The sequence below is a fragment of the Aestuariibaculum lutulentum genome (assembly GCF_032926325.1).
GTDB lineage: Bacteria > Bacteroidota > Bacteroidia > Flavobacteriales > Flavobacteriaceae > Aestuariibaculum > Aestuariibaculum lutulentum.
This window is the reverse complement of the sequence record NZ_CP136709.1, coordinates 320,233-340,210: the sequence shown is the minus strand read 5'-3', so window position 1 is coordinate 340,210 and position 19,978 is coordinate 320,233. Positions and strand designations below refer to the sequence as shown.

19 protein-coding genes are annotated in these 19,978 nt (G+C 34.2%); all 19 read left to right on the top strand.

The annotated features are described in order from the left end of the window. The first annotated feature begins 2 nt into the window (after positions 1-2). The 19 genes from R1X58_RS01440 (at position 3) to R1X58_RS01350 (ending at position 19,976) form a co-directional block, all read left to right on the top strand. Entirely contained in the window at positions 3-905 is a 903-nt protein-coding gene (locus R1X58_RS01440; RefSeq protein WP_240571519.1) for a glycosyltransferase family 2 protein, read from the top strand. Continuing rightward, entirely contained in the window at positions 905-1,861 is a 957-nt protein-coding gene (locus R1X58_RS01435) for a glycosyltransferase family 2 protein (protein WP_240571518.1), read from the top strand. Before R1X58_RS01440 ends, R1X58_RS01435 begins: the two co-directional genes overlap by 1 nt. Then, positions 1,848-2,699, top strand: coding sequence for a glycosyltransferase family A protein (locus tag R1X58_RS01430; RefSeq protein WP_240571516.1), 852 nt, complete (start codon positions 1,848-1,850; stop codon positions 2,697-2,699). Before R1X58_RS01435 ends, R1X58_RS01430 begins: the two co-directional genes overlap by 14 nt. Continuing rightward, entirely contained in the window at positions 2,699-3,628 is a 930-nt protein-coding gene (locus R1X58_RS01425; RefSeq protein ID WP_240571514.1) for a glycosyltransferase family 2 protein, read from the top strand. The genes R1X58_RS01430 and R1X58_RS01425 overlap by 1 nt, the downstream gene beginning before the upstream one ends. Positions 3,629-3,643: 15 nt before the next feature. After that, positions 3,644-4,849 (top strand): glycosyltransferase family protein, encoded by a 1,206-nt coding sequence (locus R1X58_RS01420; protein ID WP_240571513.1) that lies wholly within the window; start codon positions 3,644-3,646, stop codon positions 4,847-4,849. 14 nt (positions 4,850-4,863) lie between these two features. Continuing rightward, positions 4,864-5,874, top strand: coding sequence for a glycosyltransferase family 2 protein (locus tag R1X58_RS01415; RefSeq protein ID WP_240571511.1), 1,011 nt, complete (start codon positions 4,864-4,866; stop codon positions 5,872-5,874). Positions 5,875-5,877: 3 nt separating this feature from the next. After that, complete coding sequence (locus tag R1X58_RS01410) at positions 5,878-6,765, top strand: glycosyltransferase family 2 protein (RefSeq protein WP_240571508.1); 888 nt, start codon at positions 5,878-5,880, stop codon at positions 6,763-6,765. Between the two features lie 101 nt (positions 6,766-6,866). Beyond that, entirely contained in the window at positions 6,867-7,862 is a 996-nt protein-coding gene (locus tag R1X58_RS01405; RefSeq protein WP_255802784.1) for an N-acetylneuraminate synthase family protein, read from the top strand. A 13-nt stretch (positions 7,863-7,875) separates the two neighbouring features. Further along, entirely contained in the window at positions 7,876-8,505 is a 630-nt protein-coding gene (locus tag R1X58_RS01400; protein ID WP_240571507.1) for a hypothetical protein, read from the top strand. 1 nt (position 8,506) lies between these two features. Beyond that, positions 8,507-9,664 (top strand): UDP-N-acetylglucosamine 2-epimerase, encoded by a 1,158-nt coding sequence (neuC, locus tag R1X58_RS01395; protein WP_240571506.1) that lies wholly within the window; start codon positions 8,507-8,509, stop codon positions 9,662-9,664. Next, positions 9,664-10,374, top strand: coding sequence for an acylneuraminate cytidylyltransferase family protein (locus R1X58_RS01390; protein WP_240571505.1), 711 nt, complete (start codon positions 9,664-9,666; stop codon positions 10,372-10,374). The genes neuC and R1X58_RS01390 overlap by 1 nt, the downstream gene beginning before the upstream one ends. Positions 10,375-10,379: 5 nt before the next feature. Continuing rightward, a complete protein-coding gene (locus tag R1X58_RS01385) occupies positions 10,380-11,771 on the top strand; it encodes a glycosyltransferase family protein (protein ID WP_240571504.1) in 1,392 nt (463 codons plus the stop codon). Between the two features lie 207 nt (positions 11,772-11,978). Beyond that, on the top strand, positions 11,979-13,415 hold the full coding sequence (locus tag R1X58_RS01380) for a glycosyltransferase family 39 protein (RefSeq protein ID WP_240571503.1): 1,437 nt from the start codon (positions 11,979-11,981) through the stop codon (positions 13,413-13,415). 28 nt (positions 13,416-13,443) lie between these two features. Continuing rightward, a complete protein-coding gene (locus R1X58_RS01375; protein ID WP_240571502.1) occupies positions 13,444-14,583 on the top strand; it encodes a glycosyltransferase family 4 protein in 1,140 nt (379 codons plus the stop codon). A gap of 3 nt (positions 14,584-14,586) precedes the next feature. After that, entirely contained in the window at positions 14,587-16,128 is a 1,542-nt protein-coding gene (locus tag R1X58_RS01370; protein ID WP_240571501.1) for a glycosyltransferase family 2 protein, read from the top strand. A 202-nt stretch (positions 16,129-16,330) separates the two neighbouring features. Continuing rightward, on the top strand, positions 16,331-16,483 hold the full coding sequence (locus R1X58_RS01365) for a GIY-YIG nuclease family protein (protein WP_306468576.1): 153 nt from the start codon (positions 16,331-16,333) through the stop codon (positions 16,481-16,483). A 6-nt stretch (positions 16,484-16,489) separates the two neighbouring features. After that, a complete protein-coding gene (locus R1X58_RS01360) occupies positions 16,490-16,654 on the top strand; it encodes a hypothetical protein (protein ID WP_317293004.1) in 165 nt (54 codons plus the stop codon). A gap of 1,202 nt (positions 16,655-17,856) precedes the next feature. Then, positions 17,857-18,852: a glycosyltransferase gene (locus R1X58_RS01355; protein ID WP_240571500.1), complete on the top strand. Its 996-nt coding sequence runs from the start codon at positions 17,857-17,859 to the stop codon at positions 18,850-18,852. Continuing rightward, positions 18,849-19,976 (top strand): glycosyltransferase family 4 protein, encoded by a 1,128-nt coding sequence (locus R1X58_RS01350; RefSeq protein WP_240571499.1) that lies wholly within the window; start codon positions 18,849-18,851, stop codon positions 19,974-19,976. The genes R1X58_RS01355 and R1X58_RS01350 overlap by 4 nt, the downstream gene beginning before the upstream one ends. Positions 19,977-19,978: the final 2 nt, after the last annotated feature.

Below are 19,978 nucleotides of genomic sequence, written 5' to 3'. Positions count from 1 at the left end.
TTATGTTAGCAATTGTAATTCCCTTTTATAAAATTACTTTTTTTGAGGAGACTCTGGAGTCCTTAGCCAATCAAACGGATAAACGATTTAAGGTGTATATTGGTGATGATGCCAGTCCTGGTGATTCAAAGCATATAATAGAGAAATATGAGGGAGCATTAGACTTGGTATATCATAGGTTTGAAACTAATTTGGGAGGTGTATCGCTTGTAAAACACTGGGAACGGTGTATTGCATTGATGAAGCAAGAAGATTGGTTTATGGTTTTAGGGGATGATGATGTGTTGGGAGCTGAATGTGTACAGCAGTTTTATCATAATCTAGAAGAGGTTAATGCCTGTAGGTTGTCTGTTATTCGATTTGCTACAGTAATAATTAATGATGAAAGTCAGGTTGTATCGGAGGTTTACAAGCACCCTAATTTGGAGAAGTCAACCGATTTTTTTTACAGACGTTTTTCTAATAAAACACGAAGTTCGTTCTCAGAGTATATTTTTTCTAAAGCTGTTTATGATGACATTGGTTTTTATCATTATAATCTGGGGTGGTTTACAGACGACAGAGCGTGGTTAGAATTTTCCGGATTTGGAAATATTTACACCATTAATGAAGCTTGTGTACAATTTAGATTGGGTGCAACCAATATTTCAAGAGATACTTATTTAATGAACGAAAAGACCACAGTAAGACTAATGTTTTTTAAATACTTACTTACCGATCGCCTCCAGCACTTTAGTATAAAGCAGCGTAGGTACTTATTATTATCCTATGAGCAATTGGTTTATAAAAATGATAAGTTGAGTTTTAGCTTTTGGTGGTTAGTGTATTTCTCATTTATAAAGCAGCTCAATTTTGTTCAAAGTATTAAATTTACCCGACGTGTTATTTTACAAGTTTTTAAATAATGATTAAAGTCCCTGAAATATCTATTATTATTCCAGTTTATAATCGCACAACCTTATTGTCTGAGACTTTAGATAGTATTATTGCCCAAACCTTTACGAGCTGGGAGTGTATACTGGTAGATGATGTAAGTGAAGATACTTCATTTGAAGTCATGGAATTGTATGCTAAAAAAGATAGTAGGTTTAAAGCGCATAAACGACCGGTGCATTTAAAAAAAGGGGCTAATGCCTGTAGAAATTATGGGTTTTTAAAAAGTAGCGGTCGATATATTAAATGGTTTGATAGCGATGATATCATGTTACCTAAGCATTTAGAAATTTCATATAACGCCATAATAACTCAAAGTCTGGATTTTGTGGTAACAGACACTGTTAATTTTAGTCATGAAAATGGTATGTTATTAGGTAAACCTTATGAGTTTGAAAGGAATATGGCGATTATTTCATCAATGAATTTTGCTCAAAATAAGATGGGTTGGATAACGGATGATTTTTTAGGTACTCGTCAAATAGTTGAGAATGTTAAGTTTAATGAGCTCATTATAACCGATGGTGATGAATATAATTTTTTTGTTAAATTGTTGAAACAACCATTTAAAGGAAGGTTGCTTGAAGATGTATTAACACATAGACGGGTGCATAGCAATTCTCTTACTAAGATGAATGATGAGAGTTCTAATCTTTTTTTAGCTAAGATTGCTAGCATAAAGTACCTTACAGCTCAAGATTTAGTGGTGTACAAAGATAAAGAATTAATACAGTGGTTTTTGAGTGGTTATATGCGAAATTCATATGAATTAGCTATATCTAAACAGAAAGTGCCCTTTAAAAACCATGCTTTTAAATTGATTTGTAAGTATTTTGCAATTTTTAATGGATTTGTTTTTTTACAGGCGCTTTTTATGGCTCGGTATTTTAATAGAGGATATAATATTATGAAATATGCCAGAAGCTAAAAAGCAAAATAAGCCATTAGTATCTGTGGTCATTCCTTGTTACAATGATCCTGAATATATTAAGCAATCGGTAAAATCGGCTTTAAAGCAAACCTATCCGTATACAGAGGTTATAGTAGTAGATGATGGTTCAAACGAAAAAACAAAAGGCGTTTTAAAGGCAATAGAACCCAAAATAACAAAGCTAATCACTCAAGAAAACCGGGGGCAAAGTACAGCAAGGAATGTGGGGATTAAACAAGCCCAAGGCGATTATATTTTGGTGCTGGACTCAGACGATTATTTTGAGCCTACTTTTTGTGAAAAAGCCATGTTACGTTTTGAACAGGATGATTCAATTAAAATGATTACCTCTAATGTAACACGTTTATTCTCTAATGGAAAAAAGGAACTTTTTAAGCCTTGTGGCGGTACCATTAAAAACTTTATAAAATTTAACTGTGCTACAGGTAGTGTCATGTTTAAGAAATATGACTGGCAAAGCGTGGGCGGTTATGATGAAGCCATGCGACAAGGTTTTGAGGATTGGGAATTTTATATACGTTTGGTGAAAGCCGGAGGCTATGCTTATATTATTCAAGAACCGCTTTTTAATTATAGAATTAAAGAGCATTCTACAACCACAAAGGCTAATAAAGTTAAATATGACTTATTAAAATATATTTATTATAAGCATAAAGATATTTATACCGCCCATTTTGAATTGTTTGTTGATTACATGTTGCATAAAATTAAAAGTGAAGAATTTGGAAAAAAAATGAAAACAGAACGATTGGAGTACAAAATAGGGCATGCTGTTTTGAAACCTTTTAGATATATTAAATCATTTATAAAATAATGAATCCAAAAGTTTCTATCATCATGGCGACCTACAACAGGTCGGGTTACATTTTAGAATCTCTAGAGTCCATTAAGAACCAGACTTTTAAAGATTGGGAATGCTGGATAGTCGATGATGGTAGTACGGATGATACCCATAAGGTATTGAGGCCTATTTTGGATAAGGACCATCGGTTTAAATATATTCTTAGGACATCGGACTATGTGAAGGGGTTACCAGGTGCTAGAAATTATGGATTGGATTTAGCCAAAGGTGATTATATCATTTTTTTTGACGATGACGATATTGCGCACCCACAAAATTTGGAATTGTGCGTAAAGGAATTAACCAAAGATTTGGAAATATCATTTTGTAGATATATCAGAGGAGTTTTTAAAGGTGATTTTGATTATCAATTTGATTATACTAGGGCATATGATACTTTTTATATTGATAAACATGATATCAATAAGATATTGAAGAATGAATTGCAGTTCAATTCCTGTGCTGTTATGTGGAAAAAGGAATGTTTTTATAATAATAGATTTCAGGAAAATTTGATGTTTGCGGAGGAACTGGAACTTTATACAAGAATCATTTCTACTGGTTTAAAGGGGATTTCAATAAAGAAATGCTTGTTCTATGGTAGAAAGCATCTAGATTCCAATACAGGGGAATTTCATAATAAAGACGCAATCCGAAGAGCTTCTTTTGCTGATGCCATCCAGTTGGTGGTTGCGAATTTAAAAGAAAAAGATTTGGTGTCTGATAACATAGTACGCTATTTTATTCAAATATCTTTAAAATACAAGCGGTATAATTTGTTTGAACGTATTATGGATGCCTTGGAATTGACGTCTTTTGAAAAATTGAAATGGCAACTGTTTTATAAACAATTACCGCTACGGTTATTTTTTTATAGAATTAAAAAAAGACTATTAAATTAAACCACATACCAAGTCATGAAATTTTTAATTATAGCTCAGGATTTAAGAGTAAGCGGTACCAGTGAAGGAGTGGTTTCCAGGTCTTTTGTGGCGAAGTTAAAAACTGCTTACCCACAATGTGTTATAGATGTGATGTATTTAAGGCATGGAACCAATGAAGATGCGCTTAACCTGCTTCCCGTTAACCATATTGAAGTTTATAATATCAATCGTAAGGTGCCGTTTTACATGAAATGGGTTAATAAAGTGTATTGGCGTATATGCCACAAATCATTAAATGAATGGTATATTCAGAATAAGTACAAAACAATAATTTCAAAGATTTCCTATAAAGCTTACGACCATATTTTTATGAGAAGCTGTGGCTTGCAATTTGAAGCCATATTAGCAATTAAAAATTTACCCATATTAAAAAAAACTTATATCAATTTTCACGATCCGTACCCTGTGTTTTGGTGTGCTGGTTCTAATAATAAATTGAATAATTTAGAACTTTTTCGGCTAAAACAAATGAACCAGGTTGTTAGTAATTCAAAAGGATGTATAAGTCCAGCCAAAATACTGTCAAATGACCTGGAAGTTTTATATGGTTCAAGAAAACCATTTAAAGTGCTTCCACATCAATATGATAAAAACGTTTTCGATTTTTCAGATACTTCCAGAGTTAGGAAGAAAACCAAAAAGGTAACCATTTCATACCATGGAATCTTGCAGTTTGGTAGAAATATAGATATTTTGTTAGATGCTTACCTTAATTTAATTTCTGGTAGTCCTTTGTATAAGGAAAACACAGAATTTTTACTTCGAATTAAAGGGAAGCAAGCCAAAAGACTAAAAAATAAATATGTAGATTGTGAGAATATTATTTTGTTAGAACCATTGAATTTTTCAAATGCTGCTATAGAACAAGAAACAGTATCTGATATTTTGATAATCTTAGAAAATGGTCCATTAAAAAGTAATATTTTAGTTGGCAAAGCGCCATTTATAGCATCATTAAATAAACCCATTTTGTGTTTGTCTCCTAAAGTGAGTGAGTTGAGAGGTATAATAAAGGAAGACCAATTTATAGCTGATTGTGATGACGAAAGTCAAATAAAGAATAAACTCGAAAATTTAATTGAGAATAGGCTGAGGTTAAATGAACCGTTGTATCCATTTGGAGATTATTTTAGTGATGCCAATTTTAAAAAAATGCTTAATACAGTACTGGAAGCTTAAAATGTTATAAAACTATGAGAAAACTGGCGGTTTTATTGCCGACCTACAATGCGGCACCTTTTTTAAGCGATAGTATTGATTCGGTTCTAAACCAAACGTTTCAAGATTTTGATTTGTATGTGTACGATGATTGTTCAACCGACAATACCAAAGAAATAATAGAGTCGTTTAAAAGTTCTAAAATTCATTATATAAAGAATAAATTCAATATAGGTCTTACTAAAACACTGAATAAAGGATTGTCTCTTTTACTTCCAGAGTACGAATATATTGCAAGAATGGATGCTGATGACTGGTGTTTTCCGGAGCGTTTTGAAAAGCAACTTCATTATTTGGAAACCTTTCCTGAATTTGTGATGTGTGGCACACAAGGGTATTGGTTGAAAGACATGACACAAACCCCTCAAGATGGATGGATATATCCTACAGAAATGTCCTATATAAAATATAATCTGCTTTTTGGAGCTACCTTTGGGCATTCATCAGTTATTTTAAGAAGCCAAAAAATACTGGAATATAGTTTAAGATATGATGAGTCTAAGATTAATTGCCAGGATTGGGAATTATGGACTCAGATATCAAAAGTTGGTAAGATGGCAAACTTGCCTGATTTTTTGATGAAGTACCGTATACTGGAGCATAGTAACCATCGTTCGCCCGAGAAGCAAAAACTGAATATAGAATACCGATCTAATATTATAGCGTCCTATTGGAAGCATTTTGGTTTCTCATTTTCTGAAAAAGAGATTTATCATTTGTATTATAGTGAAATAAATATAGATAAGGGTGTTTTTAAGATGAAAGCGGAGAAAATGATTAATGCTTTTAATGGCATTTTTGAACAAAGCATATCGGAGCTTTCAAAAGCAAACCAAAAAAACTTTAGTTACAAATTGGCCAGAAGGGTTTTGAGTTATTGGAAGCGTTCGGGCGTAAATAGGATGAACCCATTCATTTGGTTTTTTATTTTAAAGAAAATAAGGTTTATGGGGAAAATGAGATTGATAAAAAGTTTAATAAGGTAATTGATGCAGGCATCCATTTTAATTGTTTCAAAAAATAGAAAGGAAACGCTTGAAAAAACATTGTTGATTCTCAAGAATCTGATAGATTTAACCTCTCAGGAGGTTTTGGTTTATTTGGATGGTTGTACTGATAATTCATTCATTTTAGAAGATGGGTTTGATTGGGTAAAATGGTTCGGGGGCAAAGATAGTATAGGGGCTTCAGGGGCTAGAAATATACTGTTTAAAAATGCCAAAGGAAATATTTTAATTGGTCTGGACGATGATGCCCATCCTTTAAGCAATGATTTTGTGGTATTGTCTCAGCAACTTTTTAAAGAGTTCCCTAAAGTTGGTATTTTAGCGTTTCAGGAAATAAAAGGGGTTTTTAAAACAGATGAAGATGCTTTAAATAACAGCCCAAAACTGGTTGAAGAATATTTTTGTAGGGAATTTGTTGGTTGTGGTTTCGCCATCAGAAAAGTAGTTTATGAGGCCACAAATGGATTTCCTGATTGGATAGATATTTATGGTGAAGAATCCTGTTTGTCAATCGAGGTACTTGCCGAAGGTTATGAAATACTGTATACCACCAAAATTAAAATAAACCATAGGGTTGATAGGAAAGAACGTATTCAAAAGGGGCGAAATTATTTTAGGTTTGGGAAACAACTAAAAAATACGGCCTTTTATTATTTAGTCTATTACCCCAATCCAATTTTTAGGATAATAAAATTGTTCAGACATAACTTCAAAAAATATGGGTGTAAAGACTGGAGTTATTTTAAGGTGTACATAATAGCGCTGTTCAAAATATTGTTTTTTTTACCAAAATTAAAAAGGTACAGAAATCCCATAGCCAAAAAAACGATAAAAAAAAGTGTAGCGTTGCCATTGCCTAAATATTATTAAATTTTAGGTTATATTGTTGTGGACAAGTAGTTGTTTAAGCTATAACTTCGTTTTACGAAAACCATTTTAAAATGCTAAATTTGAATTATAAATAGGATAGGTTGATAAAAACAATAGCAGAAATAGGCCAAGCGCATGATGGTAGTTTAGAATTGTTATATGCATATATAGATGCTGTTGCAATTACGGGAGCCGATGCCGTTAAGTTTCAAACGCATATAGCTGATGCCGAGAGTAGTATTTATGAGCCTTTTAGGGTGAAATTTTCTGAAGATAAGACTCGGTTTGATTATTGGAAACGCATGGAGTTTTCGTTGACTGAATGGATAGATATTGGAAAGTACTGTAAAAAACAGGGCTTACAATTTATTAGTAGTCCATTTAGTAATGCAGCGGTTGATATTTTAGAACAAGCTGGGGTTGATATTTATAAAGTAGGTAGTGGTGAGGTAACTAATCATTTATTGTTAAAAAAAATTATAGAAACAGGAAAACCTATTATTATTTCTAGTGGAATGAGTTCTTTTGAGGAACTGGATCATACGGTGGCTTTTCTAAAGCAGCATAAGGCCGATTTTTCTATATTACAGTGCACTACAAGTTACCCCACGATGCCCGAGTCTTATGGGTTAAATGTGATTAACGAACTAAAATTAAGATATGGTGTGACAGTTGGGTTTTCAGATCATTCTGCGAAGGTGGCCACTGGGATAGCTGCTGTTGCTTTGGGAGCCGAGATATTGGAATTTCATGTTGTACTGGATAGAGACCAAAAAGGACCTGATGCATCGTCTTCGTTAACAATTGAAGAGTCTATTAGTTTGATAGCCTCTGTAAAAGAAATTGATACAGCACTTACAAATCCTGTGAATAAATATGACAATTCTTCTTTTTCAGATTTAAAACAAATATTTGAAAAATCATTAGCTGTAAATAAGGATGTATCAAAAGGGCATATCTTGCAGTTTGGTGACTTAGAAGCCAAAAAACCAAAAGGTTATGGTATAAACGCTGGTGACTATAAAAAAGTGATAGGAAGAGCCATTAATAAAAATTTAAATAGGTGGGAATTCTTGAATGAACAAGATTTAGTTTAAGTAAAGAAATCGAATGAAAAGTTTAAAACAAAGTGCAGTAGAGACCTATCTGGAATTTTCAAGTTTTGAAGGTAGCCAGCATATTGCCAGTCAGTTTGCCATTTATAAAACGCTACAAATTATAAGAAAAAACAAGGTAATGAATATTTTAGAGATAGGTTTAGGTATTGGTACATTGCCTAGTGCGGTTTTAAATTATTTTGGAAGTGACATAAATTACTCAGGGACTGAAGACAATGAATTTTGTCTAAAAAGTTTAAAAGAACATTTGAAATCTAAAAAAATAGAAATTTTTAAAAATTTAGATGACGTAAATTTAGAAAAGAAATACGATTTGTTGATAATTGATGGTAAAGAGCCTAACCTTAAGAAAATTGCAAATTCGTTGTCCCAAAATGCCGTTATAATAATTGAGGGTGATAGAATGAATCAATATCAGGAGATATTACATATGTTTTCTAAATCACTTTTTGTTCACATGACAAGTAATAAAAAAAACCACCCTAAGGGGGTTTTTGATGAAAATAATTGGCAAGGGGGCGTAAAAGTGTTTTTTATTAATCCAACCATAAAACAAAAAATATATTGGTTTAAAGAAAAGTTAAACACAAAGTTTAATTATTTAAAAAGAAAGAACTTTTAAATTGATGAAACGTAAAATTTGTATAGTAATTACTGCTCGACCTTCTTATAGTCGTGTTAAAACAGTTTTACAGGCTATTGATGCTCATGACGATTTGGAGTTGTTGCTGGTGGTTGCGGCTTCAGCACTGTTACCACGTTATGGGTCGGCTGTTAATTATATGGAACGTGATGGGTTTAAGGTGGCAGCTAAGGTGTTTAATGTGTTGGAGGGTGAGAATTTAACCGCAGCAGCCAAAACGACGGGGATTGGTATTCTGGAATTATCTACCGTTTTTGAAAATTTAAAACCGGATATAGTGGTTACGGTGGCAGACAGGTTCGAAACCATGGCCACGGCTGTGGCAGCGTCTTATATGAATATACCTCTTGCTCATATTCAGGGCGGAGAGGTTACGGGTAATATTGACGAAAAGGTGCGCCATGCCATTACGAAACTGTCAGATTACCATTTTGTGGCTTCCGAAGATGCTAAATCTAGAGTGATTAAACTGGGGGAACAACCTGATATGGTATTTAATACAGGCTGTCCGTCTATAGATTTAGCTTTAGATATAAAAAATATAAAACACTTATCGTTTAATCCCTATGAAAAATATGGTGGTGTTGGATCTGAACCCGATTTGTCGGAGGGCTATTTGGTGGTGATGCAGCATCCTGTAACGACAGAATATAAAGAGTCTAGAGCCCATATAGAATTAACCTTAAAAGCTGTAAATAGGATTAATAAGCCAACCTTGTGGTTTTGGCCTAATGTAGATGCAGGGGCCGATGGAACATCAACGGGTATACGGGCTTTTAGAGAGCATTTTGAATTGCCGCAGGTGCATTTTTTCAAAAATATGGAGGGTCAGGATTTTCTGGAACTATTACAATGCAGTAGCTGTTTGATAGGGAATTCGAGTGTTGGCATACGGGAATGTGCTTATTTGGGCGTACCTGTGGTAAATATTGGTACCCGTCAAAACAGGCGTTTAAGAGGAGAAAATGTTTTGGATGTCCCTTATGATGAAACTAAAATAAAGGAAGCTATTGAACTTCAGTTGTTCAACCCCAAAAACCAAAAGAGCAGCGTATATGGTAATGGTGATAGTGGTAAAAAAATAGCTGATATTTTGGCTGACATTGAATTTAGATTTCATAAAACCATTACATATTAATGAAAGTATTAGGGATTATACCGGCTAGAGGTGGTTCTAAAGGCATACCGGATAAAAACAAAAAAAATCTCGCAGGAAAACCATTGATGCAATATACTATTGAGGCTGCATTGAAATCAAAATTATTGGATGATGTTATTTTCTCTTCAGAAGATAAAACACTTATGGAAATGGCCAAAATGTTGGGAGTGCAGGTGCCTTTTGTTAGACCATCAGAATTGGCAACTGATACAGCTGGGACTATTGAGGTTGTAAAACACAGTTTAAAAGCATTATCAAAAATAGGTAAGCATTATGATGCGGTTTGTTTGCTGCAAGTAACAAATCCTTTTAGAACTAGTGCTTTTATTGATGAAGCAATTTTAGAATTTACAAAGTCTAAAAAAGATGCTTTAGTTTCTGTATTGAAAGTGCCCCATCAATTTAATCCGCACTGGGTGTTTGAAGTTAACGAAAATGGTGGGTTAAAAATAGCTACAGGAGATGAACAAATTATAAAACGACGTCAAGAACTTCCTACTGCTTACTATCGTGATGGCTCAATCTATTTAGTAAAAACAAGTGTTGTGTTAAATCAGAATTCACTATATGGGGAAACAACGGCATTTATAGAAGCCAATCCAGAATGGCATGTTAATATTGACACGATGGAGGATTGGAAAAAAGCAGAGGATTTTATAAGGAGAAAGCAGAGTAATTCTAAAACATAAGATTAATGAAACACAATAAGGTTTTTGTTTTGTTACCGGATGGTATTGGATTGAGAAACTTTGTTTTTTCTTCTTTTCCTGCTATTGGAGATCATATGGGTTTTGAAGTAACGTATTGGAACCAGACGTCGTTTGATCTTTCCGAGCTAGGGTGTCGTGACTTAAAACTTTATGGTAAGGCATCTTCCAAAACAGATCTGTACAAAAGGGCAAGGAAAGAAATCGAATTAAAAAAATTTGAAGGGCAGTTTCAAGATGATATATATAGAAAATATAGTTTTAAGCCGTTAATAACAACCTTAAAGCAGCGCATAAAAAAGGGTTTAGTTCAATATTATATTTTAAAATATAAAGGAAATAAACTAAGTAGATTGCGTGATAAAATAAAAGCATCGGAGCGAAAAACTGCGTTTTATAAATCTTGCGTTGAAACATTAAAAAAAGAAAAACCAGATTTTGTGTTTTGCACAAATCAACGGCCTGTTAATGCCATTTCTCCAATTCTTGCAGCTCAAGATGTAGGTATTCCAACAGCGACATTCATATTTTCATGGGATAATGTACCTAAAGCTACTATGGTTTTAGAAACAGATTATTATTTTGTTTGGAGTGTTCATATGAAAAATGAATTATTAACCTATTACCCTTATATAAATGAAGCGCAGATTCATGTAACAGGAACACCTCAGTTTGAATGTCATTTTCAAAAGGAATTAGTGCTTTCCAAGGATGAATTTATAAATTGGAATAATTTACCGAAAGGAGTCGATTATATTTGCTTTTCTGGGGATGATGTTACAACATCTCCATACGACCCACAATATCTTGAAGCTACGGCCAAAGCTGTAAGACAATTAAATGATAAAGGATATAATATTGTAATTTTATTTAGAAAATGTCCTGTGGATTTTTCAAATAGATTTGATTTGGTTTTGAAAACCTATAAGGATGTTGTTTATGAGGTTAGTCCAAAATGGGAAAAAAGAGGTGTCTATTGGAATGAAATAATGCCTTTAAAAGAGGATGTATTGCAATTGTTTAACACAATATATTATTCTAAATTGGTTATTAATGTCGGGTCATCTATGGTGTTTGATTTTATATGTCATAATAAACCATGCGCCTATATGAATTATAACCCCAAGGCGATTGAAAATTTAAAAGATATTCATACGATTTATAAATACGTTCACTTTAGGTCTATGCCAACTAGAGAATCTGTGGTTTGGTTAAATAATTCAGATATGATATCAGAACAGTTAGAAACCATGCTAAATGATGAAAACCAGACCGTATTAAGTAGCGCAAAAAAATGGTTCAATATCATTGCTGGAGAAGAACCTCAACGGGCATCAGAGAATATTTGGAAAACGATTAAAGGTATTTTAAATGCATAAGAAAATTATTTTTTCAAATTCATATTCACCTAGATCAGGTCATAATTTTCATGAAATTAAAAATATTAAATAAATAAGCAGGGGGTTTTAAAAACAAGTGTTATAAGGAAACTGGATTCTTGATATGAAAATAAGGTTGCTTCAGAGAATTACTTTTTTATTTGAAAATGAGATTAGTAATTATAAGACCTTCTTATTAAAGTTAAAATGAAAGCCTATATTATGGAGGGATATGATATAAAAAAATTAGTTGAATTTTTGTTAAATTCCAAATGGAGTATTTATTTGATAATTTTTATTACGACATTAATTGTTTTTCCTAATATTGGTCGGGAATCCTTGGAGTTGGATGAGATATTTTCGGCAACCGTAACTTTAAAAACATCAGGAATTAAGGAGATGTTTACAAATTATCTTAGTTTAGAGGGGAGTCCTCCCCTATATCACTTGTTGTTGTTTTATTGGGGAAAGAATTTTGGAGGAAGTGAGGTGGTACTTCGATTTATGAGTTATGGAGTTGTTATTTTAGGTATTACCTGTTCTTATATTTTATTATGTAAATACTTCGGTAGAAGAATAGCCCTAATTTTTTCTGCTTTGAGTGCATTTACTCCTGGAGTTATGTTTTATGCACAACAAGTTAGGATGTATGCTTTACTTTATAGTTTATCCTGTGTTTTAAGCATTGCTTTTAGTATCTACATTTTAAATATTAAGCGGGGTCTTCATTTTAATAAAAAATTTTATTTTTTATGTTTTTCTGTAGTGATTTTGACGTGTTACACCCATCATTTTGGGAGTATTTTGGTGTTTTCCCTATTAACGTTTCTGATAGTGTATTTGTTAACAGTAAAAAGGAGAAAAGAGGCTGCTCATATACTGTTAGGTTCTATAATTATTGGTTTTTTTGCCATCTTATGGCCCATATATCAATTTTTATATGTTGACATGGGAAACCATGTAAAGGAATTCTCTTGGGAAAGAAATAATATGTGGACAATTATGTTGAATTTTTCTACATACTTAGCTTTAAATAAATTTGGATTTTTGTTTTTATTGTCTTTGTTGTTCCCATTTGTTGTAAAATATCAAGTACTATTTGCTTCAATTTCGAAGTATTTTATATTATTAGTCCCCGTGATACTAATAATAGCAGTGGCTTATTTATTAGGGTTGAAATTATTTGTTTTATCTGAAAGGTACTTTATCGTAATAATTCCTTTAATATTATTGTTTTTAACGTTTGTTCTATACGAACAATATTATGATAAAAGAAATTATATAATTAATTACCTGTTGGGATTATTGATTATTACAAGCTATAAAAGTTATTCATATAAAAAACAGAATTGGAAAGCCGCTTCAAAATTCATAAGTGATCATTTTAGTCCTTCGACATGTATTGTGCCGTTACAATCTGCCAAGGATGGAGGATTTAGTAAATTAATGTATGCATCTTATTACCTTGGAGATGAATATGATTATGTTTCAGATGGACCAGTATTAGAAAAAAACTGTGGATTGGTTTATTTCGACGGGCATACTAATTTAGAGTCTATAAAGTTAACACTTCAAGCTTATGGTATTAACAAACCTTATGAAATTATTGACTTTAACAAGGTTTATGTGGTAATAAAGAAATAATAATCATGTGATTTTATCAAAAAATATTATGAAAATAGCCTTTGTAACACCAGAATATCCACATCAAAATTTTGGAAAATCAGGAGGTGTCGGGACCAGTATTTATGGATTAACCAAAGCCTTGAAGGAACTGGGGCATACGGTAAGCGTTCTGGTGTATGGGCAAAAGAAAGATGCTTATTTTGAAGAACAGGGAATTCATTTTTATACCATAAAGAATATAAAACTCAAAGGCTTGTCTTTAATCCTGACACAAAAAAAAGTAGAGCGTTTAATCAATGCCTTATATGATCAGGGGAGACTGGAACTTGTGGAAGCTCCGGACTGGACAGGATTCACGGCTTTTGTGAAGCCGAAATGTCCTGTAGTAATTCGTGAAAATGGTAGCGATACCTATTTTTGCCATTTGGAACAAAGACCGGTAAAGTTTAAAAATAAATTTCTGGAGCGACGGGCCTTAAAAAGGGCAGACGGCATCATAAGCGTAAGCAGGTTTACCGGTGAACTGACGAATAAAGTGTTGGGGTTAAAACGGCCTTTTGAGGTGATTCCTAATAGTGTTAATATAAATGAGTTTAACCCGAATCATTCAGATAAACAGCCTCTAACCATTTTGTATTTTGGAACCCTAATACGAAAGAAAGGCTTGTTTGAATTGGTGGAGATATTTAACAGAGTACATGAGAAAAATAAGGAGGTAAAACTCGTTTTGGTGGGGCATGATAGTGGGGATATAAAAACCGGAAAGACATCAACCTGGTCCTTAATGCAACCAGTGTTTACGGCATCGGCGATTAAACAGGTACAGTATCTGGGGGGGGTTAATCATCAGATGATTCAGGAGGTAATTAACGCGGCAACGGTATGTGTGTTTCCTAGTTTTGCTGAGGCTTTTCCTTTATCCTGGTTGGAAGCTATGGCCATGGAAAAGCCGATTGTGGCATCAAATATAGGATGGGCAAAAGAAATGATCAACGATGACAAAGAAGGGTTTCTGGTTCATCCAAAAGCACACGATAATTATGCGCATCGTATTTTAGAGTTGCTGAATAATCAACAAAAAAGGGAAGACTTTGGAAAGGCGGCTCGAAAGCGTGTCATAAAGGATTTTAGTCATATGGAGATTGCCGGAAAAAGTGTGGAATTTTACAAACCGTTTATTAAGTAGTCAATGGTCATAATCTATCATGAACATAATAAGCCAATAGAAATTCAGGATACTGAAGGTCGGAATATCAGGTTTGATGAGAATGCTTACATGTCCGTTGTCTTATTTGAAATTGCTGAAAAGTATCCTGAAGAAACTTTGGTTTGGTGTCATATAGCTTGTAAATCCAATTTGAATACTTCAGCTTTACCTACTATAACTGCTAACAAGAGGGAGCTACAATCTTTTTCAGCAGGAGAATGGAATTATCTGGGAGAAGCCATAGGGTATGTGGATGAGTCGGTTTTTATAAAAGTGAATAAAGGCGTAAAGTATCCAACCTGGCAGATGAGCAGTCTGGTCGGAGCTGTACAGGCTTCAATATTGCTGAGTGTAAAAGCTCAGATTCATCCCAGTGAAAACTTTGATTATGTTTTGAATTCTCTGGCAAAAAGGTGTATGTCTCAGGGTGTCTTTTGTTATTCTAATCCGGAACTCATCAAAGGGAACATGGAAGTTGCTCATGTTAAAGCTAACGCATATGAACTTTTTCGTTTTGTAAAGCAACATTATAAGGCAATCTGGGTGTTTTTGTTATTCATGAATTTATTGGTTTATAATAAACGCATGCCATTTTTGCCGTGTATATATGCCTTATTTTTCAGGAGAAGAAAAGATTTAAAATTAGAGAACAGGTCTTTACAACTGGATAATCAGGAACCAAATGTTAAGAGAGACAGTGTAGACGTTATTATCCCAACCATTGGAAGGAAAAACTGCCTATACGATGTATTATGCGATTTAAGGGAACAAACCTGTATTCCTGAGAAAATAATTATCGTTGAGCAAAACCCAAAAGAAGGAAGTGAGTCGGCATTAGATTATTTGGAAACCGCGGATTGGCCTTTTAAAATAAAGCATATGTTTACACATCAGACGGGAGCCTGTTATGCCAGAAATTGGGCTTTAGAACAGGTGGATAGTGAATGGGTATTTATGGCTGATGATGATATAAGATTGAAAACGGAATTTATAGAAGAGGCTTTTCAGATTATAAAGCAGCATACTTTTAATGTGTTTACATTTGCTTGCCATTCTCCAGAAGATATTAATGATTTGAAAAATCAAAAGCAATGGGAGACCTTTGGTTCTGGTTGCAGTATTGTTAATGCAAATATCATTAAAAATTGTTCTTTTGATATGGGGTATGAACATGGTTTTGGAGAGGACGCCGATTTCGGGATGCAGTTGCGTAATATAGGGGAAGATATTTTATACGTGCCTAAGCCCAGCATTTCGCATTTAAAAGCACCTCGAGGAGGTTTTAGGACGGTTTTTAAACAGCAGAGGCATGATGATCTGATTCAGCCGAAACCGTCACCTACGGTGATGTTATTTAAATTAAAACACCAGACGAGAACCCAGTTGTTAGGGTATAAGACCACGTTATTTTTTAAGTACTATAAACAACAGCCGATTAAAAATCCATTGAAGTACCTCAAGAATTTTAAGAAACAATGGGATAGAAGTGTGTACTGGGCTGAGGAATTGAGGTCTTTAAATTAGAACAGGACTTGGATAAACTCAATCTTACAGTATGAAGAATAGATTTTTGTCAGTCTGAGCTTGTCGAAGACTCACTATCCTGAGCTCAGTCCGATATCAAAGGTTGTCACCTGGATTAGAGCTTGTCATGAGCCCAGTCGAAGGGTCGAAGTGTTGAGTATAACCTAAGAAGCGAAGTACATAATAGAAAAAAGAGTAGAGTATGAAAACCTATTTTGTATACATCCTAAAATGTAGTGATAATTCCTTCTATACGGGAATAACAAATAGTATGGAAAGACGGTTACATGAACATCAGGTAGGAAAAGACATAGAGGTTTATACCTATACGCGTCGCCCTGTTACATTAGTTTGATTTGAAATGTTTACAACAACAGATGAGGCTATAAAAATAGAAAAACAAATAAAGGGGTGGAGTAGAAGAAAGAAACAGGCTTTAATTGATAAGGATTGGGAGAAACTTGTTAAATATTCTAAGAATTATACTCAATTTGGAAAGGGAGGTAGGACTTCGACCCTTCAATAAACTCAGGACAGGCTAAGCTCAAACTGACGGAGGTTTCGTTACTTTGGTAATTTAAGATGAGTTCTTGTGTTTTTTTGAAGTATAGAGTTTGTCACACTGAGTGTAGCCTGTCTTGAGCCCGGTCGAAAGGTCGAAGTGTTAGGTTAGAAAATAAAAATGATTAATGAACTGTAATTAATGTGAGAGTTTAAGGCTAGACTTCGATTCTTTGGTTATGACTTTGATCCTTCGATAAACTCAAGACAGGCTAAGCTCGGCCTGACAATGGTTTCGTTACTTTGGTTATTTAGGTTAGGTCTTATATTTTCTTGATAAGCTCCGACTGAAAGTGTTTTGGTTTTGAGTAATGGATTGAGCCTTAGTTTTTTGATGAAATCAGGATAGGACTTCAACTACCCTTAGCCAGACAAGAAAGCACCTTGCTGACATTCCGCACTTGATGTGGAATCCAATTGTAGCGACTTATGTTTCACAACCACAACGTTCTGGCGAGGTACAAAAGCCTGTACTGAGCGTAGTTGAAGTAAAGCCATCTTTAAAAAGGAGCAGAGAAGTACAATGAAACAGATTACTTTGTCTCTATTTTCCGCAAACCATGTTTGCTCCTCTTAATATCAAATCCTCGTAAAGACGTTGCAATACGTGTGAAGAGCATTTGGGAATAGCAGCCTGTCCTGAGCATAGTCGAAGGATCACCCTTCACGACTCAAACTTTGTAAACCCTCCAAACATCAAAATCAAGAAAAGAGTCATAATTCTGTTAAAACTCAGAAATAATAAGAGTAGAAATGAAATTGGGATGCGTAGCATCAAAAAATAAATCCTAAAAATGGCCTACGATTAATTTGGTAATAATTTCAGGTTCAAGGTGAGGTATGGGCAGCGGAGCATGGCCTAGCGTAGCGTTTGACATGCGCAGGCAAAATCTTGAAGCCAGAAATTCAAGAAAATTATCGTAAGCCTAGACTTTTTTGTTACTATTTTAGGCAATGTAAAAAAGTAAAAGAAATGAACAAACCCTCATTATAATACCAATTTCAATATGAACCAAATCATAAGTTCCTCAAAACAATAGGCATATATGAATATAAGAAATAAACAAAAATAAATTTTAAAGAACTAATAACTTTCTAAATTTTAAGCAATCATTAATTTATTAAATTAGATGCTTAAAATTATATAAGAAATAGCTTCCTCAAAATATGACCTTTACCTTAATTGTATGCACTTATATGCGCCCAAAAGCTTTACAGAGTTTATTAGATTCGGTAAAGGAGCAAACGGTGTATCCTGATGCGATTTTAATAATAGATGGGTCTGACGATGATGATAGTAAAGACCTTATTTCTCAAAATAAGTTTGAAAATACAACCTATTATAAAGTCAGTGCATCGTACAGAGGCTTAACCAGACAACGTAATTTTGGAATTTCTCAATTGCCTGAGAATACAGATGTAGTTTGTTTTTTAGACGATGATGTGATTTTAGACCCCGATTATTTTAAACAGTTGCTAAGTACATATGAGGTGTTTCCAAAAGCCTTGGCGGTAGGTGGTTATATTACGAACGAAGTAAAATGGGAACATTCAGATGGGAAAAGGAATCCTGAAAAGTTTTATTTTGACGGCTGGATGCGTAATGAACCATCACGATTTAAAATGCGCCGTAAATTTGGACTGTTACCAGATGTCAATCCTGGGTTTATGCCGTCGTTTTCGCATGGACGCTCGGTTAGTTTTTTGCCGCCTTCAGGCAAAGTGTATCAGGTGGAACTAATCATGGGAGGGGTATCATCCTATAAAGCCGAAGTTTTTAAAGCCTGTAAGTTCTCAACCTATTTTGAAGGGTACGGCCTATATGAAGATGCAGAGTTTTCATTGCGATTAGCGAAAAAGGGAAAACTATACATAAATACGAAGGCGCAATTAGAACATTATCATGACGGTTCGGGACGCCCAAATCGTTTTAAATATGGTAAAATGGTTATCAGGAACGGATGGTACGTATGGCGTGTAAAATATAGAAATGCGGATTTCAAATCCCGATGGAAGTGGCATGCCACAGCTTTACTGTTAACCGTAATCCGTCTAACGAATGTTATAACTTCTAACAGTAAAAAGGAAGCTTTTACCGAGAGCTTTGGTCGCATTACAGGCTGGTTATCTTTATTTTTATGTCCTCCAAAAGTTAAGCAATGAGGTTTTTAATTATAACACATGTATTGCATAAAAAAAATCAAAATCAATATTTTGGTTATGCGCCCTATGTTCGTGAAATGAACCTTTGGTTTAAACATGTCGATCAGGTAGAAGTTTTGGGGGCTTTAGAGGATGGAATACCGACAGACATAGATTTACCCTATGTACAAAGGGATATTCAGTTTACAACAATACCTGAGATTTCTCTTATTAATCTGAAGCAAATAGTAAGAACGCTATGGTTTTTGCCTTTGATATTCATGCGGTTATGTCAAGCTTGCAGGCGGGCAGATCATATACATTTGCGGTGCCCGGGAAATATAGGACTGCTCGGGTGTCTGGTGCAGATGTTGTTTCCAAAAAAAATAAAAACGGCTAAATATGCTGGAAACTGGGATCCGAAGGCAAAGCAACCGTTAAGTTATCGCTTGCAAAAGTGGCTGTTATCAAATACATTTTTAACCAGAAACATGCAGGTACTGGTTTATGGCCATTGGCCGGAACAAACAAAGAACATTAAACCGTTTTTTACAGCGAGTTATACTGAAGGAGAAAGGGAGATTTTAAAGGAACGGAAGTACGATGGTCGGTTATATTTTGTTTTTGTTGGTAGTCTGGTGTCAGGAAAACGGCCCTTATTGGCTATACAAATGGTGGAAGCCTTAAATAAACAAGGTAGAAAGGTGCAACTGGATCTTTATGGAGACGGGATTTTAAAAAGCGAACTGGAAGCCTATATAAAAGCAAAGCATTTGGAAGCGGTGGTTCGTCTTCTAGGGAACCAGTCTAAAGAGGTCCTTAAAAAGGCTTACAAACAGGCACATTTTTTAATATTGGCATCTAAGTCGGAAGGATGGCCAAAAGCCGTTGCAGAAGGGATGTTTTTTGGAGTTATACCCATAGCAACCGATATTTCCTGTGTTTCGGATATGCTTGATGGAGGTGAACGAGGCATTTTAATTAAACCCGAATTGGAACTGGCAGTACAATCCATAAACAACGCTTTGATAAAATTAGAAACCTTAAAAAAGATGTCTGCCTTAGCGATGGAATGGTCTCAAAAGTTTACCTTAGACCGTTTTGAAAAAGACATAAAAGCATTGATACAATCAACTCCAAAATGATA

Coding starts and splice junctions, on each gene's coding strand:
- R1X58_RS01390 (WP_240571505.1), top strand. CDS start 9,664: ATGAAAGTATTAGGGATTATACCGGCTAGAGGTGGTTCTAAAGGCATA.
- R1X58_RS01420 (WP_240571513.1), top strand. CDS start 3,644: ATGAAATTTTTAATTATAGCTCAGGATTTAAGAGTAAGCGGTACCAGT.
- R1X58_RS01425 (WP_240571514.1), top strand. CDS start 2,699: ATGAATCCAAAAGTTTCTATCATCATGGCGACCTACAACAGGTCGGGT.
- R1X58_RS01415 (WP_240571511.1), top strand. CDS start 4,864: ATGAGAAAACTGGCGGTTTTATTGCCGACCTACAATGCGGCACCTTTT.
- R1X58_RS01400 (WP_240571507.1), top strand. CDS start 7,876: ATGAAAAGTTTAAAACAAAGTGCAGTAGAGACCTATCTGGAATTTTCA.
- R1X58_RS01435 (WP_240571518.1), top strand. CDS start 905: ATGATTAAAGTCCCTGAAATATCTATTATTATTCCAGTTTATAATCGC.
- R1X58_RS01370 (WP_240571501.1), top strand. CDS start 14,587: ATGGTCATAATCTATCATGAACATAATAAGCCAATAGAAATTCAGGAT.
- R1X58_RS01440 (WP_240571519.1), top strand. CDS start 3: ATGTTAGCAATTGTAATTCCCTTTTATAAAATTACTTTTTTTGAGGAG.
- R1X58_RS01365 (WP_306468576.1), top strand. CDS start 16,331: ATGAAAACCTATTTTGTATACATCCTAAAATGTAGTGATAATTCCTTC.
- R1X58_RS01350 (WP_240571499.1), top strand. CDS start 18,849: ATGAGGTTTTTAATTATAACACATGTATTGCATAAAAAAAATCAAAAT.
- R1X58_RS01430 (WP_240571516.1), top strand. CDS start 1,848: ATGCCAGAAGCTAAAAAGCAAAATAAGCCATTAGTATCTGTGGTCATT.
- R1X58_RS01375 (WP_240571502.1), top strand. CDS start 13,444: ATGAAAATAGCCTTTGTAACACCAGAATATCCACATCAAAATTTTGGA.
- R1X58_RS01385 (WP_240571504.1), top strand. CDS start 10,380: ATGAAACACAATAAGGTTTTTGTTTTGTTACCGGATGGTATTGGATTG.
- R1X58_RS01355 (WP_240571500.1), top strand. CDS start 17,857: ATGACCTTTACCTTAATTGTATGCACTTATATGCGCCCAAAAGCTTTA.
- R1X58_RS01360 (WP_317293004.1), top strand. CDS start 16,490: ATGTTTACAACAACAGATGAGGCTATAAAAATAGAAAAACAAATAAAG.
- R1X58_RS01380 (WP_240571503.1), top strand. CDS start 11,979: ATGAAAGCCTATATTATGGAGGGATATGATATAAAAAAATTAGTTGAA.
- R1X58_RS01410 (WP_240571508.1), top strand. CDS start 5,878: ATGCAGGCATCCATTTTAATTGTTTCAAAAAATAGAAAGGAAACGCTT.